At 41.6% G+C, this 20,012-nt stretch carries 14 protein-coding genes, 1 other RNA gene and 3 pseudogenes; 5 read left to right on the top strand and 13 right to left on the bottom strand.

Annotated elements, in window-relative coordinates; all coding sequences use genetic code 11:
* Positions 1-214: 214 nt before the first annotated feature.
* The 13 genes and pseudogenes from BARBAKC583_RS01095 to infA all read right to left on the bottom strand — a co-directional run bounded on the left by BARBAKC583_RS01095 (position 215) and on the right by infA (position 14,249).
* Positions 215-1,540 carry a PBSX family phage terminase large subunit gene (locus BARBAKC583_RS01095; protein ID WP_035453325.1) on the bottom strand — a complete coding sequence of 442 codons (1,326 nt, stop codon included), beginning with the start codon at positions 1,538-1,540 and terminating at the stop codon, positions 215-217.
* A gap of 1,046 nt (positions 1,541-2,586) precedes the next feature.
* Positions 2,587-2,943, bottom strand: coding sequence for a hypothetical protein (locus BARBAKC583_RS01090; protein WP_011807291.1), 357 nt, complete (start codon positions 2,941-2,943; stop codon positions 2,587-2,589).
* A 2,398-nt stretch (positions 2,944-5,341) separates the two neighbouring features.
* Entirely contained in the window at positions 5,342-5,488 is a 147-nt protein-coding gene (locus tag BARBAKC583_RS06940; RefSeq protein WP_172952858.1) for a hypothetical protein, read from the bottom strand.
* 427 nt (positions 5,489-5,915) lie between these two features.
* Positions 5,916-6,017: pseudogene (locus BARBAKC583_RS07210) on the bottom strand (hypothetical protein); the annotation flags it as partial.
* Between the two features lie 370 nt (positions 6,018-6,387).
* Positions 6,388-6,588, bottom strand: coding sequence for a hypothetical protein (locus BARBAKC583_RS01085; RefSeq protein ID WP_011807288.1), 201 nt, complete (start codon positions 6,586-6,588; stop codon positions 6,388-6,390).
* Positions 6,589-6,898: 310 nt separating this feature from the next.
* A pseudogene (locus BARBAKC583_RS06765) lies at positions 6,899-7,233 on the bottom strand (AAA family ATPase); the annotation flags it as partial.
* Between the two features lie 248 nt (positions 7,234-7,481).
* Positions 7,482-7,697 carry a hypothetical protein gene (locus tag BARBAKC583_RS01070; RefSeq protein WP_005766064.1) on the bottom strand — a complete coding sequence of 72 codons (216 nt, stop codon included), beginning with the start codon at positions 7,695-7,697 and terminating at the stop codon, positions 7,482-7,484.
* Positions 7,698-7,943: 246 nt separating this feature from the next.
* Positions 7,944-8,147 (bottom strand): annotated as a pseudogene (locus BARBAKC583_RS07205) (hypothetical protein); the annotation flags it as partial.
* Between the two features lie 381 nt (positions 8,148-8,528).
* Positions 8,529-8,726 carry a hypothetical protein gene (locus BARBAKC583_RS01065; protein WP_005766062.1) on the bottom strand — a complete coding sequence of 66 codons (198 nt, stop codon included), beginning with the start codon at positions 8,724-8,726 and terminating at the stop codon, positions 8,529-8,531.
* Positions 8,727-8,972: 246 nt separating this feature from the next.
* Positions 8,973-11,573 (bottom strand): ATP-dependent chaperone ClpB, encoded by a 2,601-nt coding sequence (gene clpB, locus BARBAKC583_RS01060; protein WP_005766061.1) that lies wholly within the window; start codon positions 11,571-11,573, stop codon positions 8,973-8,975.
* 977 nt (positions 11,574-12,550) lie between these two features.
* Positions 12,551-12,733, bottom strand: coding sequence for a DNA gyrase inhibitor YacG (yacG, locus tag BARBAKC583_RS01055; protein WP_005766055.1), 183 nt, complete (start codon positions 12,731-12,733; stop codon positions 12,551-12,553).
* A gap of 158 nt (positions 12,734-12,891) precedes the next feature.
* Complete coding sequence (locus BARBAKC583_RS01050) at positions 12,892-13,554, bottom strand: Maf family protein (protein ID WP_005766053.1); 663 nt, start codon at positions 13,552-13,554, stop codon at positions 12,892-12,894.
* Positions 13,555-14,030: 476 nt separating this feature from the next.
* The gene (gene infA, locus BARBAKC583_RS01045; RefSeq protein WP_005766051.1) at positions 14,031-14,249 is read right to left on the bottom strand and encodes a translation initiation factor IF-1; all 219 of its coding nucleotides are present in this window, start codon (positions 14,247-14,249) and stop codon (positions 14,031-14,033) included.
* A gap of 1,008 nt (positions 14,250-15,257) precedes the next feature.
* Between infA and purE the strand changes: the two genes are divergently transcribed.
* The 5 genes from purE to ssrS all read left to right on the top strand — a co-directional run bounded on the left by purE (position 15,258) and on the right by ssrS (position 19,721).
* Entirely contained in the window at positions 15,258-15,755 is a 498-nt protein-coding gene (gene purE / locus BARBAKC583_RS01020) for a 5-(carboxyamino)imidazole ribonucleotide mutase (protein ID WP_005766045.1), read from the top strand.
* Positions 15,756-15,763: 8 nt separating this feature from the next.
* On the top strand, positions 15,764-16,915 hold the full coding sequence (locus tag BARBAKC583_RS01015; protein ID WP_005766040.1) for a 5-(carboxyamino)imidazole ribonucleotide synthase: 1,152 nt from the start codon (positions 15,764-15,766) through the stop codon (positions 16,913-16,915).
* Between the two features lie 1,363 nt (positions 16,916-18,278).
* Positions 18,279-18,404 (top strand): type B 50S ribosomal protein L36, encoded by a 126-nt coding sequence (ykgO, locus tag BARBAKC583_RS06745; RefSeq protein ID WP_005766039.1) that lies wholly within the window; start codon positions 18,279-18,281, stop codon positions 18,402-18,404.
* 173 nt (positions 18,405-18,577) lie between these two features.
* Positions 18,578-19,429 carry a tetratricopeptide repeat protein gene (locus BARBAKC583_RS00990; RefSeq protein WP_005766038.1) on the top strand — a complete coding sequence of 284 codons (852 nt, stop codon included), beginning with the start codon at positions 18,578-18,580 and terminating at the stop codon, positions 19,427-19,429.
* A 130-nt stretch (positions 19,430-19,559) separates the two neighbouring features.
* Positions 19,560-19,721: non-coding RNA, 6S RNA (gene ssrS, locus BARBAKC583_RS06740), on the top strand.
* Positions 19,722-20,012: the final 291 nt, after the last annotated feature.

The raw sequence follows: 20,012 nt of genomic DNA, 5'->3' as shown, positions 1-20,012 counted from the left end.
CTACCCGGTAACTCAACACAAGACCCCTGTCCTGACTCCCATTCGCCCAATTCTAACAGTCTAGTACCTCTCTATCCGACAACCCACTCCCTAATCCGAAAACCCAATATACAAGCCGCACTATTCTGATAGCCCAAACAAGAGCATTCTATTCTGATACCAGTAACTAGTTTAACCATGCTACGATTGCCCCCCATTTAAGAGATTTTCTCTCTTAAAAAGCCATCCATGAAGTTTGTGAAGGAGGACGACGATGATAAACATTCTTTCGCGGCTGCAAGGTTGGTTGTTCATAAGCAACACATAAAAGCCCAAAACTATCTGCACCATGGCTAGCCCAATCATGTTCAGCACCCAAGCCAATATTGCGTTGTTCATCACGTTTTTCATGATACCATGCCAGCGCTTTTCGCCCAGCTTTTGTTGTCTCACGGTTAAACCACATAGCAGGAAATAAACGCCGAACAGCTTCAATACGCATTTTGACAGCACCCAGCCCCTGGTTGGGAATAATTTTGGTTTGAAACCCAGCCTGTTGCAAAGCACTTTCAAAACTCACATTATAAACACGATCTTTCGTCGCCCCATCATGCGGCAACACCATAAGCGCTTTGTCATAGCCGCGATGACATATCCAGCCAATATGCTCAGACAGGGGTTGTCCCTGTGCTTCATAATAATCAAGAATGCGGATTTCCCGGCCGATAAATTGCGCCACCCACAAAGCCGTTGCATCTGCTTTAGCACCTGTTCCCCCAATATCCCAAAAGATTTTGATCTGAATAAGCGGGTCACGGGATACATGGGCAATGCGTCCCTCTTGTTCAGCGTCCAGCAATAATTTTTGGTAATATGCTCCCTGGACAGCCTGCAGATAATCGCCCTCCCAAATATGGCCATATTGTTCCGGTCTTTGATGCAAATCTGCCAGCCGATCTCGGTTTAGTTTATCAGGAAATTGCGGATTATCCCGCCAATTAATTTCAACGCCTTTGATATTGGGATCTTTTGTCAAGCGAAAGCGTTTTTCAACGGGAGCATTTTCACGCAAAGGATTCCACGTCACCCATAATTCAGAATGCCAATCCTGCCCTTCTTCACGCAGTGTAGGGATCAAAGTTTGCCAAGCAGTTTCAGTCACAGGTTCGGCCTCATCAACCCAGCACAGGAGAATACGCCCCATTGATTTAATGCTAGAGATATTGCGATCAAGGCCGGCAAAAGTATAAAGAATGCGACCATCTTTTGACTTCACATATTTATCGCCAACATCATAATAGTCACGCAAGAATGGATAGGCTTCAATGGCGCGTTTAATTTCTTCTAGAGAGCTCTCATTGAGCGAATTTTGAAATTGTCGTGCACATAAGATCACCCCTCGCTCTCCTGCTTTGCCATAACGATAGCCAATCACAGCAGACATCAAAGCAAAGGAGCGTGTTTTTCCAGATCCCCGCCCTCCCCAAGCGGCGCGAATATCCGCCTCTCCAGCAAAAACAGGAATGAGTTTTGGAATAAGAGAAATTTGCATCGTGGTCATCCATGTGCGATCAGGCTTGAAAAGCATCAGAATTGAAAAACTGCAGGATTAAAAGCCGCAGGGTTTAAAAGTCTTCGTATGAGCACTCCAAAGGTGAAACAATGTTCAGAAATGACATCACCTCTACACATAAAGACCAAATGGTATGTGACATGATTCAGAGTAAAAAGTTGAAAGAAGCTTTGCTTCAGAAATGCACAAATCAAGAGAGTCTTCCTGAAAGATCACCTCTTCTTCTCCTATAAGAAAAACCCATGCAAAAACACATAGCCATAATGCAAGATATTGATATAATATAATATTTACAAACTGAGAGACATCTATTAAAAGGCATAATCATCTTTTGGAAATGATATAGAGAAATAGGAGATATTATATGGACCCATTTACTTTGGCTTTATTGATTGTAGGCGGATCTGCTTCGCTTTTTGGTCTTATAGAAATAATAACGGCTGCAGTAGTAGGGAAAAAATAAGAGATTTAACATGGATCCCATAACGATAACTTTACTTGCTATATTTGGATTTACTACACTTTCTAATTTCATAGGAATGGTGGCAGTTTTATTGCATAAATAATGAGGAGATTTAACGTAGATCCCATAACGATAGCCTTATTTGCTATATTTGGCAGCTACGTATTTTTCGATTTCATAACAACGATGACAGTAATACTAAAAAATAAATGATGATGGTTTTAATAACAAAAAAATAGGAGATTTGATATGGATCCTGTAACTATAGCTTTATTTGCTATATTTGGCGGTTACGTATTTTTCAATTTCATAGAAACGATGACGTTTTTACTAAAGCCTACTACTGCTGCTAATTGATTTTATTTTTTTCACAGGATTAAAAAATATAAGGGGGGGGGATTTATGGAAAAGTATGCAATTCAAATATGTCATAGAGCTTAAGTATTTTTGCCTTGCAATCAGTTGTTTTTTACTGATTAGGATTTTTCAAAAATTTTGGTATAGACAGGGCGGTTATTTTTACAATAGCCCGTGTTCATAATAGTGTACTTCGCCAACTGATATCTCATAATCATGATATTTCCGTGAAAGTTTTTGTATCCTGCGCACTCTTTTTTGAAACCACAGGCACAATCTCGATACGCGAAATCGTTTTGACATCGCTTTCCTCTTCTTCAGTTATTTGCAGAGGCAAAACCTTCGCTAAAAGTGAAAAGAACGGCACAGGGTTATTCAACGCATGATATTGCAGATAAGACACCAGCCCCTCTTGGCCATGATGGTATCCTGCTTGTTCAGCAGCAATAAGAATAGCATCTTTGAGCAATTTTGTTGTTTGATTGCATGCATCTTTTGGCTGCCCTCTTCCTGGTATCCGCAAAGAATTATCATCTTTGTTCCAAGGGGGAAAAAACTTTTCATGAGTCACAATAAGACCTCCTTCTTTCAAGAATAGAAAATCGCTAAAAGGACTAACCCACAAGAGCAATCTAAAAATCAAATCAAAGGTTCTGACAGCAAAGAATAGAGCTTTCTCCACTATAACCGCTCCAAAACACCCTCTTCTAACAACGAAGAAACGCCTAAAACAGAGCAGCCATGCCTCTGAAAATCTAATACCTAAATATAACGCTGAAATAACTCAGCTGCTCGCAACTCTATAAGTACAGTCAGAGTTCTAATTATGCGTTTATTATATGTGTCTGGATTAACCTTGTCAATGTTTTTTGCATAGGTAAAAAAATAAGACAAATATTCTTTGCTTGTTTTTTATAATAAAACTTACTGTGAGAATAAACAAATAATAAAAAATTCTTAAAATCTATAGTAATTCTTGTACAATGAAATCAGAAAAATGTTCTTTACAGTTCCTAAAAAAGGACAGCTTACTTCACACAAAATTGCTATACTTTATATACAAAAGTCTACGTGACGGTTTATGCAGCTTTAACAATTCCTCGTAGAAAAAACTGCTGGAAAACATAGCCCCAGAAGTAACTTTAGTAACAACAGCCTTTAGGCACCGAACCATTGCTGAAATAGAAATCCAAACCAATAAAATATAGATAACACGCCCATGAAACACCCCCTTTAAAAAATTAGACTCCCTCTATCAGAAGCCGTCTTTGTATCTCAGAAAATAGCTGAAACATCTTTATATACTGAGTCCTCTCATCTCTCGTTTTACATTTTCAACGAACAAGATAGAATGATGATGCCATTTTTTTTATATAAGTAGGATAGCCTGTCAACTTCCTTGTGTTTTCTTATAACCGTTCGTTATCTTCTGACAGCTTTTTATCGAACCTGTTTCTTTACATTCTTCATCAGAGCAGAAATCTGTTGTTTTTTTTCGTTATGACAGCACAAATTCTGCTTATGTTACAGCACGGTGCAATCTTTCAAAAATCACCTAAATAAAAGTTTTTTGCTGACCAATTTTCACTGTCTTTTTGCAACAATTCTATTTAAAATACGCTCAAATAAGGTGATCATTTTTTATTAACAGGGCAACGCCCCCCTGAGGTGATAAGTTACCACCGAAAGCTCTGAACTATACCGAACGCAATATTTGCATTGCTCAAAACCTAACATTGTCAACCCTCTTGTCAATCCTCTTATCATAGCGCTACACCGACCAATATTGAAATCACGACGTGGCAAGCACTAATGATGGGGTAACATTAAAGAAAAAATTTTATTATTAATTAGCTTGATGCTGGTGTGCCATTTACCCATTCAGCCATCTTGACGGCAAAAGCCATCCCACCAATAATCCACAATACTGTAAATGCTATTGTTTCAAATAACATGATAAATCTCCTCATTGATATTACGAATCTAACCTTTTTATTAAACCTAAGTTTTCTTAAACAAGAAAAAGCCCATCAGAATCTTCTTTTGTCATAGACAAGGTTCCAACTTTCTGAACGCAAATTCCTATTTCTTAACTGTCCCCTTTTTAAAAAAAATTTATTAAAAATGCACCAAAATAATGCATGCAAAAACACATAGCTATAATGCAATATATTGATATATATATACAAACTTAGTGACGTACATTAAGATTTGTAATTATTTTTTGGAAATGATATAGAGAAATAGGAAATTTAATATGGACCCGCTAACTTTATCTTTATTGGTTGTATTTGGAGGTTCCGTAGTTTTAGTTTCGTACAAACGATTACGGTTTATTAATAAATAAAAAATAAGAGGTTTAACATGGATCCCGTAACTATATCTTTGGCAGTTGTATTTGGCATTTCCTTAATTCTTAATTTCGCACAAACGATGACGTTTTTACTAAAGCATACTAATACTATTTGATTTTATTTTTTTCACAGGATTAAAAAATATAAGGGGAGGGGATTTATGGAAAAGTATGCAATTCAAATATGTCATAGAGCTTAAGTATTTTTGCCTTGCAATCAGTTGTTTTTTACTGATTAGGATTTTTCAAAAATTAAAGAATATAGCGGCCACCTTTCCAACCATTTCGGATAAAAATACTACTTTTACCACAACTGATTGTTTAACAATCTTCTTTTAAGAAAAGCTCCTATTAACCCATATTGTATTTTAGCATATTTTTCATAAATTTTGATAGGATAGATTATCTCTATACAATGCAACCATGATGGGCAACCATGATGGTGCAACAATAACCCTATGATCTTTTAAAAAAATGGGAAAATTGAAGAAACAAACTTTTCTCCAATCTTCCCAAACATAGGATCACTTAAGAAGTGTAAAGCTTTAAATCTTTCACATTTTTTTAAAAACATAAAAGACGAGAACCAGAATGCACCTAAAGGGAAGATGCATTTTTACAGAATGGTCAATACAGCGTCCATACCCCATGATAATAAATTAGGGAGATGTTCAATAACTGCAGAAGCAACCTGTTTTGGTCCAACCCCAACAAACTCTTGAACCAAAGGTTCCATAACATTCAGCACAGCCGACATATTCATATTTAAATCCATTACAAAATCCTCCTAAAGATAATAATTTCAGAATCCCCCCATAAATCATTATCTTTGATACGAAGACAGCCAAAACATATTTAGCTTTCCCCCTCCCTCGTATCTTCGATAAACCAATATCCGAGAATTCTAATAACGATACATGTTTGCACATTTTTGCCATAATTGTCAATCTCTAATATCTTTTTTTGTATTCATATTATGTATGTTATTTTTTCATAGCTTTTTTACTGAGCTTTTTTCTGTGTTTTTCTAAAAAGCAGAAAGCTGCAATTCATTACCCTCTTTTGTAATATGCACACTTGCGCCTTCTGGAATTTGTCCTAACAAAATCTTTGCAAAAGATGAGAAGAAAGTGAGGATGTTTAGGGAGTTTAGGTTATAAGCTCTCCCTCCCTTTAAAAGGGTCATTCATGTCGGCCAGTGGGTCTTGAATTTCCCTTTGCAAAATTCGTTTTAAAGGCCACGCCCCATAAAGCGGATTATAGCCTTTATGGGCAAGGAATCGCTTGGCTTCCTCACCCAGCACTTGCATGTTAAGAGATTAAAAATATCGAGATGGGCTTTTTCATTTTTGTCAAAAGGAATAACCTAGTAAAGCCGCCACCGCACAACTTAGGTCAGCACTCTTCCCTCTTCATAGCCCCACACAGACTGAGAGGAGTGCCAATTAAACATGCACAGAATGTTTTTCTATGTTCCGGACATGTCAATGTCGCAGCCATTGCCCTTATAAACCTAAATAAGGAAAACAAAATAAATTAAAGGGCTCTCACTCTCCTAAATTTGAACTGCCTAAGAGTAAGAGCCCTCTGTCATTTTCTGCATACTTCCCAGAGAATGCGGAAAAAATGCTTAGACTATTTATTATAATTTAAGGACTGTCTTTATACAAAAGCAGAGAAAACTTCAGCAGCAGTAGACAAAGCATCAGCAACAGACACAACCTCAGGAGTCGTCAAAGCATCAGCAATAGACGAAGTATCAGCAGCAGTCACAGTATCAGCAGTATGCGAAACCCCAGAAGGAACTCCTTCAGAACTATCTCCCGATGCCTGAACAGCTTCACTTTCCTTAGACAATTTCACTACGAATGCACCCACACTCGCAAGCAATAACACCGCGGACGCAAACAACTCACCTACCATAAGATAAACCTCTCTTTTAAAATAACTCTAAATCTATATACCTCGATGATCATTTATGATCATTTTCAAGGCGAGGGAGAGCTTATAACCTAAACTCCCCAAAAATCCTCACCTTCTTCTCATCCTTTGCAAGAAACACATAATGATGATTTTAGAGGCGACGCTTTAGTACAAATTTTTGTTAAATTCGTCAATATTTCGTATCTTTTTTCTGATGCTTGTTATGTCCCTTATCTTTTCAATTTTTTTATTAAGCTTTTTTCTGAGGTTTCTGAAAAGCAGAAAACTGCAATTCGTTACCCTCTTTTGTAATATGCACACTTGCGCCTTCTGGAATTTGTCCTAACAAAATCTTTTCAGCCAGTGGGTCTTGAATTTCCCTTTGCAAAATTCGTTTTAAAGGCCGCGCCCCATAAAGCGGATTATAGCCTTTATGGGCGAGGAATCGCTTAGCTTCTTCATCCAGCACTTGCACGTTAAGAGATTAAAAATATTGAGATGTACTTTTTCATTTTTGTCAAAAAGAATAACCTGGTAAGGTCGCCGCCGCACGACTTAGGTCAGCACGCTTCCCTCTTCATAGCCCCACACAGACTGAGAGGGGCGCCAATTAAACATGCTCAGAATGTTTGTTGTTTCTATGTTCTGGACATGTCAATGTCCGCAGCCATTGCCATTATAATTCTAAATAAGGAAAATAAAATAAATTAAAGAGCTCTCACTCTCCTAAATTTGAACTGCCTAAGAGTAAGAGCCCTTTGTTATTTTCTGCATACTTCCCAGAGAATGCGGGAAAAATGCTTAGACTATTTATTATAATTTAAGGACAGTCTTCATACAAAAGTGGAGAAAACTTCAACAGTAGTAGACACAGCATCAGCAGTAGACACAGCATCAGCAGTAGACACAGCCTCAACAGTAGACGAAGCCTGAAGAGAAGCTACTTGAGAACTACCTCCACTTGTACCAGCATTGTCACTTTTCTTAGACAACAATCCTGCTCCACCAAAAATCGACAACAAGAACATCAAAGTCCAAAAACCACCCATAAGATAAACCTTTCTTTTAAAAGAACTCTAAATCCATAGACCTCAATGATCATTCATGACCCTTTTCAAGGCGAGGGAGAGCTTATAAACTAAACTCCCCAAAAGTCCTCACTTTCTTCTCATCCTTTGCAAGAAACACATAATGATGATTTCAGAGGCGGTGCCTTATTACAAATTTTTGTTAAATTCGTCAATATTTCGTATCTTTTCTTGATGCTTGTTATGTCCCTTATCTTTTCAATTTTTTTATTGAGCTTTTTTCTGAGGTTTCTGAAAAGCAGAAAACTGCAATTCATTGCCCTCTTTTGTAATATGCACACTTGCGCCTTCTGGAATTTGTCCTAACAAAATCTTTTCGGCCAGTGGGTCTTGAATTTCCCTTTGCAAAATTCGTTTTAAAGGCCGCGCCCCACAAAGCGAATCATAGCCTTTATGGAAGAGAAATTTTCGGCTTCCTCATCCAGCACTTGCACGTTAAGAGATTAAAAATATCGAGATGGGCTTTTTCATTTTTGTCAAAAAGAATCACCCCGTAAAGCCGCCACCGTACCACTTATGTCAGCACGCTTCCCTCTTCATAGCCCCACACAGACTGAGAGGGGCGCCAATTAAACATGCTCAGAATGTTTGTTGTTTCTATGTTCTGGACATGTCAATGTCCGCAGCCATTGCCATTATAATTCTAAATAAGGAAAATAAAATAAATTAAAGAGCTCTCACTCTCCTAAATTTGAACTGCCTAAGAGTAAGAGCCCTTTGTTATTTTCTGCATACTTCCCAGAGAATGCGGGAAAAATGCTTAGACTATTTATTATAATTTAAGGACAGTCTTCATACAAAAGTGGAGAAAACTTCAACAGTAGTAGACACAGCATCAGCAGTAGACACAGCCTCAACAGTAGACGAAGCCTGAAGAGAAGCTACTTGAGAACTACCTCCACTTGTACCAGCATTGTCACTTTTCTTAGACAACAATCCTGCTCCACCAAAAATCGACAACAAGAACATCAAAGTCCAAAAACCACCCATAAGATAAACCTTTCTTTTAAAAGAACTCTAAATCCGTAGACCTCAATGATCATGAATGACCATTTTTACGGCGAGGGAGAGCTTATAAACTAAACTCCCTAAAAATCCTCACTTTCTTCTCATCCTTTGCAAGAAACACATAATGATGATTTCAGAGGCGACGCTTTACTACAAATTTTTGTTAAATTCGTCAATATTTCGTATCTTTTCTTGATGCTTGTTATGTCCCTTATCTTTTCAATTTTTTTATTGAGCTTTTTTCTGAGGTTTCTGAAAAGCAGAAAACTGCAATTCATTGCCCTCTTTTGTAATATGCACACTTGCGCCTTCTGGAATTTGTCCTAACAAAATCTTTTCAGCCAGTGGGTCTTGAATTTCCCTTTGCAAAATTCGTTTTAAAGGCCGCGCTCCATAAAGCGGATCATAGCCTTTATGGGCGAGGAATTGCTTGGCTTCGCCATCCATCTGCACGGTAATTTTGCGTTCATTAAGCAAATTTTGCAGCTGTTCTATTTGAATATCAACAATCGCTTCCATATCTTTGCGTTGTAAACGCTGAAACAGAATAATCTCATCAACACGGTTCAGAAATTCTGGTCTAAAGGCACTTTTCACAACCTTCATCACATCCTCTCTGGCCTGGTCAACACTTTCTCCCTCATCCAGATTGGTTAAAAACTCAGCTCCCAAATTAGAGGTCATAATTAGCAGCGTATTGCGAAAATCAACAGTATTGCCCTGACTATCAGTCAAGCGTCCTTCATCTAAAACTTGCAGTAAGAGATTAAAAATATCAGGATGGGCTTTTTCAATTTCATCAAAAAGAATAACCTGGTAAGGTCGCCGCCGCACGGCCTCAGTCAAAACACCGCCTTCTTCATAACCAACATAGCCAGGAGGGGCGCCAATTAAGCGTGCTCCAGCATGTTTTTCCATATATTCCGACATATCAATGCGTAACATCGCTTTATGATCTTGGAAAAGAAAAGTCGCAAGCGCTTTAGTTAATTCGGTTTTTCCCACACCCGTTGGCCCTAAGAACATGAAGGAACCAATGGGGCGGTTGGGGTCTTGCAAGCCAGCACGGGCACGGCGCACAGCCCGAGCGATAGCGCGCACAGCCTCGCTTTGTCCAATAACACGTTTGCCAATATCCTCTTCCATCTGCAACAGCCTATCACGCTCGGCAACAAGCATCCGATCAACAGGAATGCCTGTCCATCGCGAAACAATCTGAGCAATATGTTCAGCAGAAACCGTTTCTTCCACTAAAGTGTTGGCCTGATCATCATTTTCAGCAACACTCAGCTGCCTTTCCAATTCGGGGATCACACTATAGGCCAACTCTCCAGCGCGTTGAAATTGTCCATTGCGCTGCGCAATAGCAAGAGCATTGCGGGCTTCTTCGAGCCGTTTTTTCAAATCAGCAGCATGGCCAAGCTTTTGTTTTTCTCCCTGCCAAGCCATCGTCATCCTTGCAGACTGCATTTCCAAGATGTTGAGTTCAGTTTGCAAAATTTCCAACCGTTCTTTTGCAGTGGGGTCAATTTCTGTTTTTAAAGCTTCACGCTCGATTTTTAGTTGAACGATACGCCGATCAATCACATCCAGTTCTTCTGGTTTAGAATCAATCTGCATACGAACCCGTGCTGCCGCTTCATCGATAAGGTCAATCGCTTTATCAGGTAAGAAACGGTTAGAAATATAACGATCCGACAAACGCGCCGCCGCAATTAACGCATTATCCGCTAAGCGCACTTTGTGATGTTGTTCGTATTTTTCTTTGATCCCACGCAAAATAGAGATCGTATCTTCAAGCGTTGGCTCTGGCACAAAGACAGGTTGGAAACGGCGCGCAAGCGCTGGATCTTTTTCAACATATTTTCGATATTCTTCCAAGGTAGTGGCCCCAACACAATGCAATTCGCCACGGGCAAGAGCAGGCTTGAGAAGATTAGAAGCATCCATCGGTCCATCAGTTTTTCCTGCTCCGACCAAATTGTGCAATTCATCGATAAAGAGAATAATTTGCCCATTTTCATTTTGCACTTCTGCCAAAACAGCTTTTAAGCGTTCTTCAAATTCACCGCGATATTTAGCCCCTGCAATCAAAGCCCCCATATCAAGAGCATAAAGCTGTTTGTCACGCAAAGATTCTGGTACATCGCCATTAATAATGCGCAAAGCCAATCCTTCAACAATAGCGGTTTTTCCAACACCTGGTTCGCCAATGAGAACAGGATTATTTTTTGTCCGCCTTGATAAAACCTGGATAGCGCGCCGAATTTCCTCTTCACGGCCAATCACAGGGTCAAGTTTTCCTTCGCGAGCATCTTGTGTTAAATTGCGGGCATATTTTTGCAGAGCTTCATAGTGGCTTTCAGCATGCGGGCTGGATGTGGTTCTTCCCTTTCGCATTGTGTTAATCGCCTGATTAAGCGCCTGCGGTGTTACGCCTGCGCGTGTTAGGATGTCTGCTGTTTTGGCTGTTTTTTCTATGCTGAGCGCTTGTAATACGCGCTCTACTGTCACAAACTGGTCCCCTGCTTTTTGTGCGAGCTCTTCTGCCATTGTGAAGACTTTTGCTAACGGCTGAGACATATAGAGCTGAGCATTGCCCCCTTGGACCTTAGGCAAAGCATCGAGAGCCTCTTGCAGCATTTTACGTAAAGTCGGCATATCGCCACTTGCTTTTTGGATCAGCGAGACAGTCAATCCCTGGCGATCTTCTAAGAACACTTGCAAGAGATGCTCAGGCATTAATTGCTGGTTATCAGAAGAAAGAGCGTTGCTTTGCGCTGTTTGTAGAAAGATTTTTAGCTGTTCGCTATATTTTTCTAGATTCATTTTTCTATCCTTTGCCGCCATCAGACCCTTTTAAAGATCCTTTTATAAAACTCCTTTTCCCCTTTTTATCTCTTTTTGCCAAACTCTTTGCCAAGCCTCCTTTTAGCCATTTTCCCAAGGGCCTTTTTTGTTAATCCGCTTTTTTAGGAAGCCCCTTTTTGTGCTCCCCTTTTTACCTTTTTATTGAAATCTCTTGTCTAATCCTTGTCTCCAAACCACATATCCTGCAATCACATCCTGCAATCACATAAAGTGGACCTCTTTACACCCGCAAACGCTCTCCCAGTGTAGGAGAAGACGCTACACCTATAGTTATGAATGAAATATGGGAGCTAAAACAAATGAGTGCAAGAGGGTATGGAAAAACGCAATGCACCCACCGTAGACTTACCTCTCGTGCAAAACACAAGCATCTCTCAACCACTCCTTGGGGTAAATGTCACCGACCCAAAATGAGACACGTCTCTTCAACACCTCAAGCTCCAAGGGGCGGCACTTTCCCTCTTCCACACTTCTCGCCCAAAGCGCAGCGTCTCACCACCACTCCCTGGGCGCAAATGCCCCTGATCCAAAATGAGACACATCTCTTCAACACCTCAAGCTCCAAGGGGTGGCACTTTTCCTCTTCCACACCTCTCGCTCAAAGCACTGCATTTCACCACCACTCCTTGGCGCAAATGCCCCTGGTCCAAAATGAGACACGTCTCTTCAACACCTCAAACTCCAAGGGGCGGCACTTTTCCTCTTCCACACCTCTTGCTTAAAGCACTGCATCTCTCAACCACTCCTTGGGGTAAATGTCACCGACCCAAAATGCAACACATCTCTTCAACACCTCAGGCTCCAAGGGGCGGCATTTTTCTTCTTCCACACCTCTCGTGCAAAACGCTACATCTCACCACCACTCCCTGGGCGCAAATGCCCCCAGCGCAAACACTCATAACCCCCCCCTACAAACTCAAGGGCAGTGTTTTTCTTTATTCCTCTTCGTCACTTTCTTGAGAAGGTGGTGGCAAAATATAAGAGCCAGAAAGCCAACGATTCAGATCAATTGCACGACACCGTGATGAACAAAAAGGATAGGTATTATACTGTGATTTTTGACCACATTCTGGGCAAGGCCGTGGTGGACGGAGCGGATGTATCGGCTGATTTTGCATGAAAGTTTCGACTCCTTCTCCTCTTTTCATAGTGTTTAAGCTTTTGTCTCATCATGTTTGAGCTTTTATCATGCGCTTTTCTTATCCCCCATCGTCCCCATAGCCCTCATATTTCCTATAGCCCTCATCATATTTTCAAGAGAAGAGGTGAGCTATTCTTATCCTTCAAAAATTTTAGTCCATTGAGGAAAAACAGGATATCCATAAGCAATCAAAAGATCTGTTGTTTCCGCCAAAGGCAACCCAACAACATTGGTATAAGAACCTGCAACATCAATAACAAAAGCAGCGGCTTTTCCCTGAATAGCGTAGCCACCTGCTTTTCCTTGCCATTCTCCAGAAGCAATATAAGCCTCGATCATAGGGGGGGTCAAGTGTTTAAAACGCACACACGTTTCAACCAAAGTGACAGTTTTCTCCCTGTGTTCATTAAGAAAACAAACAGCACCATAAACCTTATGCGCTTGTCTAGAAAGAGCGCGTAAACAGGTGTAAGCGTCCTCTTCTCCGTTAGGTTTAGGCAAAATAGAACCACCCACAGCAACCACTGTATCCGCCGCTAAGATCAGACATTTTTTTGAATCCAGATCTTGTTCACGGGTCAGATCTTGTTCACAAATTTGCTCAGTGCTGAATAAAATGTCATAAGCTTTCAGCGCTTTTTCCTGTGCCAAGCGCTTAGCCAGATCTGCTGGATTTTCTCGTGCATGTGGTGTTTCATCAATATCAGTAGCACATACATGATCAGGCTTTAGACCAATTTGTGCCAAAAGCTCTAAACGCCGCGGTGAAGCAGAAGCAAGAACCAATTCGATTTCCATTATTTTACCCCTTATCCATTCTATTGAATGATTCCATTAATCTTTTTTTACAGGGGGTTTTTTGACCTATTGGCCTTAAGGATATCGGCATAGAAAGGGTCTGTCAATTTTTCTGCACCCCCCATGCACAAAGCTCTGCACCCTCATGCTAAGCCCCATGAAATTCTCATGAGAGCCCTAATCAGGCTGCATTTTATCATATCCCTGGCTATAATTTTATATATTTCTCTCTACAGCTTTTGAAACAGCTCGCCAATTGCGGAGATACCTTGCCCTTTGGCTCTTTGGCTCCCTGCCCCCCCGGCAATCGGCCTTATTCGGTCCGCCTTATTTTTTTGCTTTGCACTCCCCCATGCACACCCCCAATCTACGATTCTTACAGACACCACGAATGATGAAAAGAGAAATCAAACCACATTTAAGCTGAAAGTTTTAAGCTGTAAGCTAAAATTTTGCGCGCTAAAAACGCTAATTTTTTATTTATAACGGTACGTAATACGCCCTTTTGTAAGATCATACGGAGTCATTTCAACCATAATTTTATCGCCTGCCAACACACGAATACGGTTTTTGCGCATTCTTCCTGCCGTATGAGCAATAATTTCATGATCATTTTCCAGTTTCACGCGAAACATCGCATTTGGTAAGAGTTCGATAACGACACCGGAAAATTCCAAAACTTCTTCTTTGGACATAAATGAGAACTTCCTTTATGATTAACGTATTTTTTATTTAATGGTTAACGTTTTAGTTAATAATGAACGTGTTAGTTGCTGAGCCCTAAAGGATACAACTTAAGCCACCCATATCTTATTTTCATCCTTTTGTGAACATGCATTTTACGTAGAAACAGAGATTTTCCCTATAAATTTCCCATTAATCCCGAAATGACACAATCAAAATTTATACTCTATCTCTTAATCTCTTCCTCACTCTCTCTTAAATTCCCCTTTCGCTTACATCTCACTCAGCACATCCATCGCTGCATCGCTCATCTTTAAGCTTCCTTTTCCATTTCACCGTTTATCTCTCATATCCTCCCCATCAATGCGCTCTGCTCCCCTCTACACTCTGCTCCCTGGCCAATATTCCTCTAATCCTCCCTTGGCCCCGGCAACTCTCTGACACCTCACTCATGTTCCCCCATGAACATTTTCCCCTGACTCTTGCTCCCTTGACAAATATTCCCCCTTCGCTTGCATCCCACTCAGCCATCCATCGCTGCATCGCTCATCCCTTAAAGCCTCCTTCTCCATTTCACCGTTCACCTCTCATATCCCCACACCAATGGTCTTCTTACTTATGCCCCCTCTGGCCAATATTCCCCTGATACCCCTCGGCCCCGGCAACTCTCCGACACCTCACTCATGTTCCCCCATGAACATTTTCCCTTGGCTCTTGCTCCCTTGACAAATATTCCCCCTTCGCTTGCATCCCACTCAGCACATCTCTCCCCGCACTGCTCATCTTTAAGCTTCCTTCTCCATTTCACCGTTCTCTCTCATACACCCACACCAATACTCTCCTCACTCATGCTCCCCTGGCCCATATCTCCTGGCCCTTCTTGGTACTTTATGACCGCAAAAATTACTGTCTCTTCCTGATGACATGTCAAAAAATGGTGCATTGGTGACATAAAAAGGATATAAGGGGGATGGAATTTTTAAAACAATCAAAAATGCAGAATAGGAAAAGGATGTGAAATGGCTCAACAATCCTATGATGTAGCGCTTTTAATGGGCAGCCAATCAGATTGGCAAACCATGTGCCATAGCGCAGCTATGTTAACAGAACTTGGCATTTCCTATAGTGCGCATATTGTTTCCGCACATCGCACCCCAGATCGGCTCTACAGCTTTGCCAAAGGAGCAAAAGCCGCAGGGTTTAAAGTTTTGATTGCCGGCGCTGGTGGTGCTGCACATCTTCCAGGCATGGTGGCTGCTTTAACGCCTCTTCCTGTTTTTGGCGTTCCAATGGAATCACACACTTTATCAGGGCAAGATTCTCTGCTTTCCATTGTGCAAATGCCTGCCGGAATCCCGGTTGGAACCTTAGCCATAGGCAAAGCAGGCGCTGTCAATGCAGCTCTTTTATCGGCAGCAGTTTTGGCACTTTCTGATGATGCACTTGCCAAGCGTTTAGAAGCATGGCGCCATCAGCAAACCACTCATGTTGCTGAATACCCCAATGATGGACTTTGAGCGTGACCATGGTGATGAATATCTCTGATCCTTTAAAACCAGGAAGCACAATTGGTTTGATCGGAGGGGGGCAACTTGCACGCATGTTGGCCATAGCCGCCGCTGAACTTGGCTTTCAAACGATTATTTTATGCCCTGAAGTGCAATGTCCAGCAGCACAAACTGCAAATAACCATATTGTTGCAGACTATGATGATCAGGCCGCTTTGCAGCGCTTGATAGACCTATGCGATGTTGTGACGTATGAATTTGAAAATCTTCCTGTAACAACGATTCAATGGATAGAAAAGGCATGCCGTCTTTATCCATCATCAAAAGCGTTGGAAATTTCGCAAGATCGGGTTTTAGAGAAAAATTTTCTCAATGAGCATGGTATTGCGACAGCATCTTGGCATGCAGTGCAAGATCAAGCTTCTTTGCTGGCAGGTCTTTCTGCACTCAATAGCCATGAACTCAACAACAACGGACTCAATAACGATGGATTTAGAGGCCATGGCCTTTTGAAAGCACGCCGCTTTGGCTATGATGGCAAAATGCAGCAATCCCTTCACAATCCAAGTCCACAAGTGATTGCTGCACTCTCAACAGAACTTGAAAAGACGCCTTCTATTTTAGAAGAGATTGTGCCTTTTGTAGCAGAAATTTCTGTCATCGCCGCCCGTGATCCGCACGGGGCTCTTGTGTTTTATGATTGCTCAGAAAATCAACACAAGAATGGTATTTTGCATAAAGCGTGTGTTCCCTCAGCTGTTCCACAATCAGTGCAGAAAGCCGCGTATGAGGTCAGCACGCGTGTGTTGCAGGCGCTTGAGTATGTTGGTGTGCTGTGTATTGAATTTTTTGTTTTGTCTGACGGGCAATTATTGGTCAATGAATTGGCGCCTCGTGTTCACAATTCTGGTCATTGGACGCAAAAAGCCTGTGTGATCTCGCAGTTTGAGCAACATATCCGAGCCATTTGTGGCCTTCCTCTGGGCAATACAGAGCGCCATAGCAATTGCGAAATGATCAATCTTCTTGGCAATAATTTGGATGATTATGTCTCTGCTCTGATGCAAGAGAATACATCCGTGCATTTATATGGCAAAAAGTCAGTACAGCCAGAACGGAAAATGGGGCATATCATCCGCTTAACCGGGCCAGCGACACACTCTGTTTAGAGAAGAGATAAATTCTCATCCCTCACCCCTTTGAAGTCCAGACATTCTTCAACACTGTCTCCCCAATGACCCGACTCAAGACTTCCTTAATGCCTCTTCATTTTTGGCCCCTATCAACCCCTTCTTCTTGATTTCCCTTTCTTAAGCCCTCTCCATTTTTAGCCCCTGTCATTTTAGCTTACTCCCACTTTTTGCTCCTCCCTCCTTCTTTCCCCCTTGGCTCTCCCCTTGCTTCTTACTCCTTCCTTCCTGGCTCCTCATGTCATTCTTAGCTCTCCTCCCTTCCTTGTCAGCTCCCTCTTTCTCTCTCCCCTACTCGCCCCCTCTTTATCTCCTTTCTTCTTCTCACTCCTTCTTATTCCTTCTCACTTCTTCTCCCTTGGCTCCTCCCGTCATTCTTGGCTCACTTTTTGCTCATTCCTCCATTCTTAGCGTTCCTTTTTCTTCCTCTTTTTGACTCTCCTTCTGCTCTCCTTCTTAAGCCCCTTTCATTCCCGGCTCCTTGTCAGCTCCCTCTTTCTTTCTCTCCCACTCGCCCCCTCTTTATCTCCTTTCTTGCTTCTCACTCCTTCTCGGCCTCTTCTTCTCCCTTGGCTTCTCCGCCATCCTTAGCTTACTTTTTGCTTCTCCCTTGGCTTCTCCGCCATCCTTAGCTCACTTTTGCTCATTCCTCCATTTTTAGCCCTCCTCTTTCTTCCTCTTTTTGACTCTCCTTCTGCTCTCCTTCTTAAGCCCCTTTCATTCCCGGCTCCTTGTCAGCTCCCTCTTTCTCTCTCTTCCACTCGCCCCCTCTTTATCTCCATCTCCTTTCTTGCTCCTCTCTCTTGCTCTCCCCTCTATTTTTGTCTCCCTCTTCTTCTCCCTTTATTCTTGATTTTGTGAAAACTGTTGAGTTGACAAGGTAAAGACTTCTTGTTAGAAGAGCTGCAGATTTTTTGCGATTTTCGCTTACTCATTATCTTGTTCGATTTCATTGTTCTCTTGTTGGGTTTCATTGTCCTTAGGCAAGCTTTTGTTTTTTAAGAGAAGGCAGAGTTTTTCTTTGTATTGATTTTAAGGAAGAGGACTCAAGGGACAAAGGGGAATGATCGACAGAACGCAATGACTAAAGTACGCTGATGAACAGAGTACGATGACAAAATACCCTGATTGACAGGGTAAGATGGCAAAGTACACGAATCGACAGAGTAAAGTAACTGTGGTCTGACAGTAACTGTGATCTGACAATGTACAATGACAATAGTCTTAAGTCTTGAACAAGAATGCGTAAGAAAAAAGCAAGTACGATGAGGGTCAGGACTTTCTCTTCCTATCTTTCGTATTTTTTAAGAATTTAGGTCTTTCGTTATAAACGGTGGTGATCATGAAAATTAAAAATTCGCTCAAGGCACTTAAGGGACGTCACCGCGACAACCGGGTGGTTCGTCGAAAAGGTCGTATTTATATCTTGAATAAAACCAACCCGCGTTTTAGGGCGCGCCAAGGTTAAGGGTACAAATGCCTGCCGCTGCGGTTGATAAAGCCTGCGCCAAAATAGCAGGGTTATATTAGGTTTTATATGCTGTGCAGGCTTCATATTTTTTACACATTTCTCATATAAGGTTTTCACACATTTCTCATAGAGCATTTAATGTGCTGTCCTGTTTATTGTGGGGCCCCTATATGTGGGCCTCCTTTTTTTTAAGAGGATATTTTTCAAGACAGGTGTCTTTCGCAAAAGATCACGTGGTAAAATATTGTGTGGCAAAAAGTGTCAACAACCCATCCAAATATCGTGTGAACAAGAGCACCCCTTTTAAAAGATGGCGATATTTTTCCCTTTGTTTCAGCGGTCTGGTTTTGCTGTCTCCTTGCTATGGAAAAGAGCCGCCTTCTTTGCCATCTGAACTACCTCCTCCACAATCTTTTTTATCGTTGGATGACCTCATCCCCGATCCACGTCCTTCAACATCTTCTCCCCCTTCAGCGGCTACGCTTTTTGATGATCGAACCCCAGCAGACCTCTCTCAAACGCAAACGATGGAACAGCGTAAAGAAGCAGAGATTGCCCGTTTGTTGAGAGAATTAAAATATTGTGCCAATGCGAATGAGGCGCAGAAGCTTAGCAAACAAGTGCAACGTTTATGGTTGCAATCGGGCAGTGAAACGATTGATCTTTTGATGCAATGGGCTGAAAATGGCATTAGTAGTGATAATTATGGCCTTGCTCTTGATTATCTTGACACCATCATTGCACTCAACCCAACTTATGCGGAAGCTTGGGTCAGACGCGCTTGGGTTCACATTCAAATGAGTGATTTTAAACTTGCCATGTTTGACTTAAGCCACGCGCTTAAGCTTGAACCGCGCAATTATCTCGCCTATTTTGAACTTGGGCTAACGATGGAAGCAACAGACCGCATAGAGCTTGCCATTAAGGCCTATGAAATGGCATTGCATTATTATCCGCAAATGCGAAAACTCCAAAAGCGTATTGGCCTATTGCTTGATGAAAAATCCCCACAAGGTACTTAAGTGAAAAATTTAACATAGGGGGTATTTGAGTAAGGAATTTAGCATGGAGGAGATTTAAAAATCTTTATTGTTGCGTCCGTGTCATTATTTTCTCTAGTCAGAACGTATAAATTCTCCTATAATCATGAGCGGTGTTCTGCTCTTCTCGACAGGAAATACAGACATTCCCGGGGCCTTATTGATTCCTAAGGGAGCTGTCCCTGAGAAAGCCCGTGGGCTTTTTCATATGGCGCCCACCTACTTGTGTAGGTTCCCGGAATCAGACTTTTCCATCGGTCGCTGCGGTTCACCATTTTTATTGGAAGGAGGAGTTTATTGGGAAGAGAAGCTTTGGCTCCCTGCCTCATGACCTCTTGGCTTTCTGCCTCTTTTTTACCTTACAACTTCACTTCTCTACCTTCCCATTTCCTTACCCTCTTACCTCCCCGCCTCATGACCGCCTCTGGGCCTCTTACCACATTGCCTCGCTGCCTCACCTCCTTGCCAGCTTCACTATATTATCTCTCTCCCATAGCAAAAGGCCGTAAGCCCTTATAAAGGCCATAAGCTCTCATCAAGCAGCTCCAGCCCCTGCTTTGCTTGA

This window comes from Bartonella bacilliformis KC583, from assembly GCF_000015445.1.
In the GTDB taxonomy this organism is placed as follows: Bacteria; Pseudomonadota; Alphaproteobacteria; order Rhizobiales; family Rhizobiaceae; genus Bartonella; species Bartonella bacilliformis.
The sequence above is the reverse complement of the archived record's forward strand: the minus strand, read 5'-3'. Positions and strand labels throughout refer to the sequence as shown.

What these genes read in the sequence shown, in the direction of transcription:
- BARBAKC583_RS01050 (WP_005766053.1), bottom strand. Translation starts at nt 13,554, where the DNA reads ATGGAAATCGAATTGGTTCTTGCTTCTGCTTCACCGCGGCGTTTAGAG.
- BARBAKC583_RS06940 (WP_172952858.1), bottom strand. Translation starts at nt 5,488, where the DNA reads ATGAATATGTCGGCTGTGCTGAATGTTATGGAACCTTTGGTTCAAGAG.
- ykgO (WP_005766039.1), top strand. Translation starts at nt 18,279, where the DNA reads ATGAAAATTAAAAATTCGCTCAAGGCACTTAAGGGACGTCACCGCGAC.
- BARBAKC583_RS01065 (WP_005766062.1), bottom strand. Translation starts at nt 8,726, where the DNA reads ATGGGTGGTTTTTGGACTTTGATGTTCTTGTTGTCGATTTTTGGTGGA.
- yacG (WP_005766055.1), bottom strand. Translation starts at nt 12,733, where the DNA reads ATGCAAAATCAGCCGATACATCCGCTCCGTCCACCACGGCCTTGCCCA.
- BARBAKC583_RS01015 (WP_005766040.1), top strand. Translation starts at nt 15,764, where the DNA reads ATGGTGATGAATATCTCTGATCCTTTAAAACCAGGAAGCACAATTGGT.
- clpB (WP_005766061.1), bottom strand. Translation starts at nt 11,573, where the DNA reads ATGAATCTAGAAAAATATAGCGAACAGCTAAAAATCTTTCTACAAACA.
- BARBAKC583_RS01070 (WP_005766064.1), bottom strand. Translation starts at nt 7,697, where the DNA reads ATGGGTGGTTTTTGGACTTTGATGTTCTTGTTGTCGATTTTTGGTGGA.
- infA (WP_005766051.1), bottom strand. Translation starts at nt 14,249, where the DNA reads ATGTCCAAAGAAGAAGTTTTGGAATTTTCCGGTGTCGTTATCGAACTC.
- BARBAKC583_RS01095 (WP_035453325.1), bottom strand. Translation starts at nt 1,540, where the DNA reads ATGACCACGATGCAAATTTCTCTTATTCCAAAACTCATTCCTGTTTTT.
- purE (WP_005766045.1), top strand. Translation starts at nt 15,258, where the DNA reads ATGGCTCAACAATCCTATGATGTAGCGCTTTTAATGGGCAGCCAATCA.
- BARBAKC583_RS00990 (WP_005766038.1), top strand. Translation starts at nt 18,578, where the DNA reads ATGTGGGCCTCCTTTTTTTTAAGAGGATATTTTTCAAGACAGGTGTCT.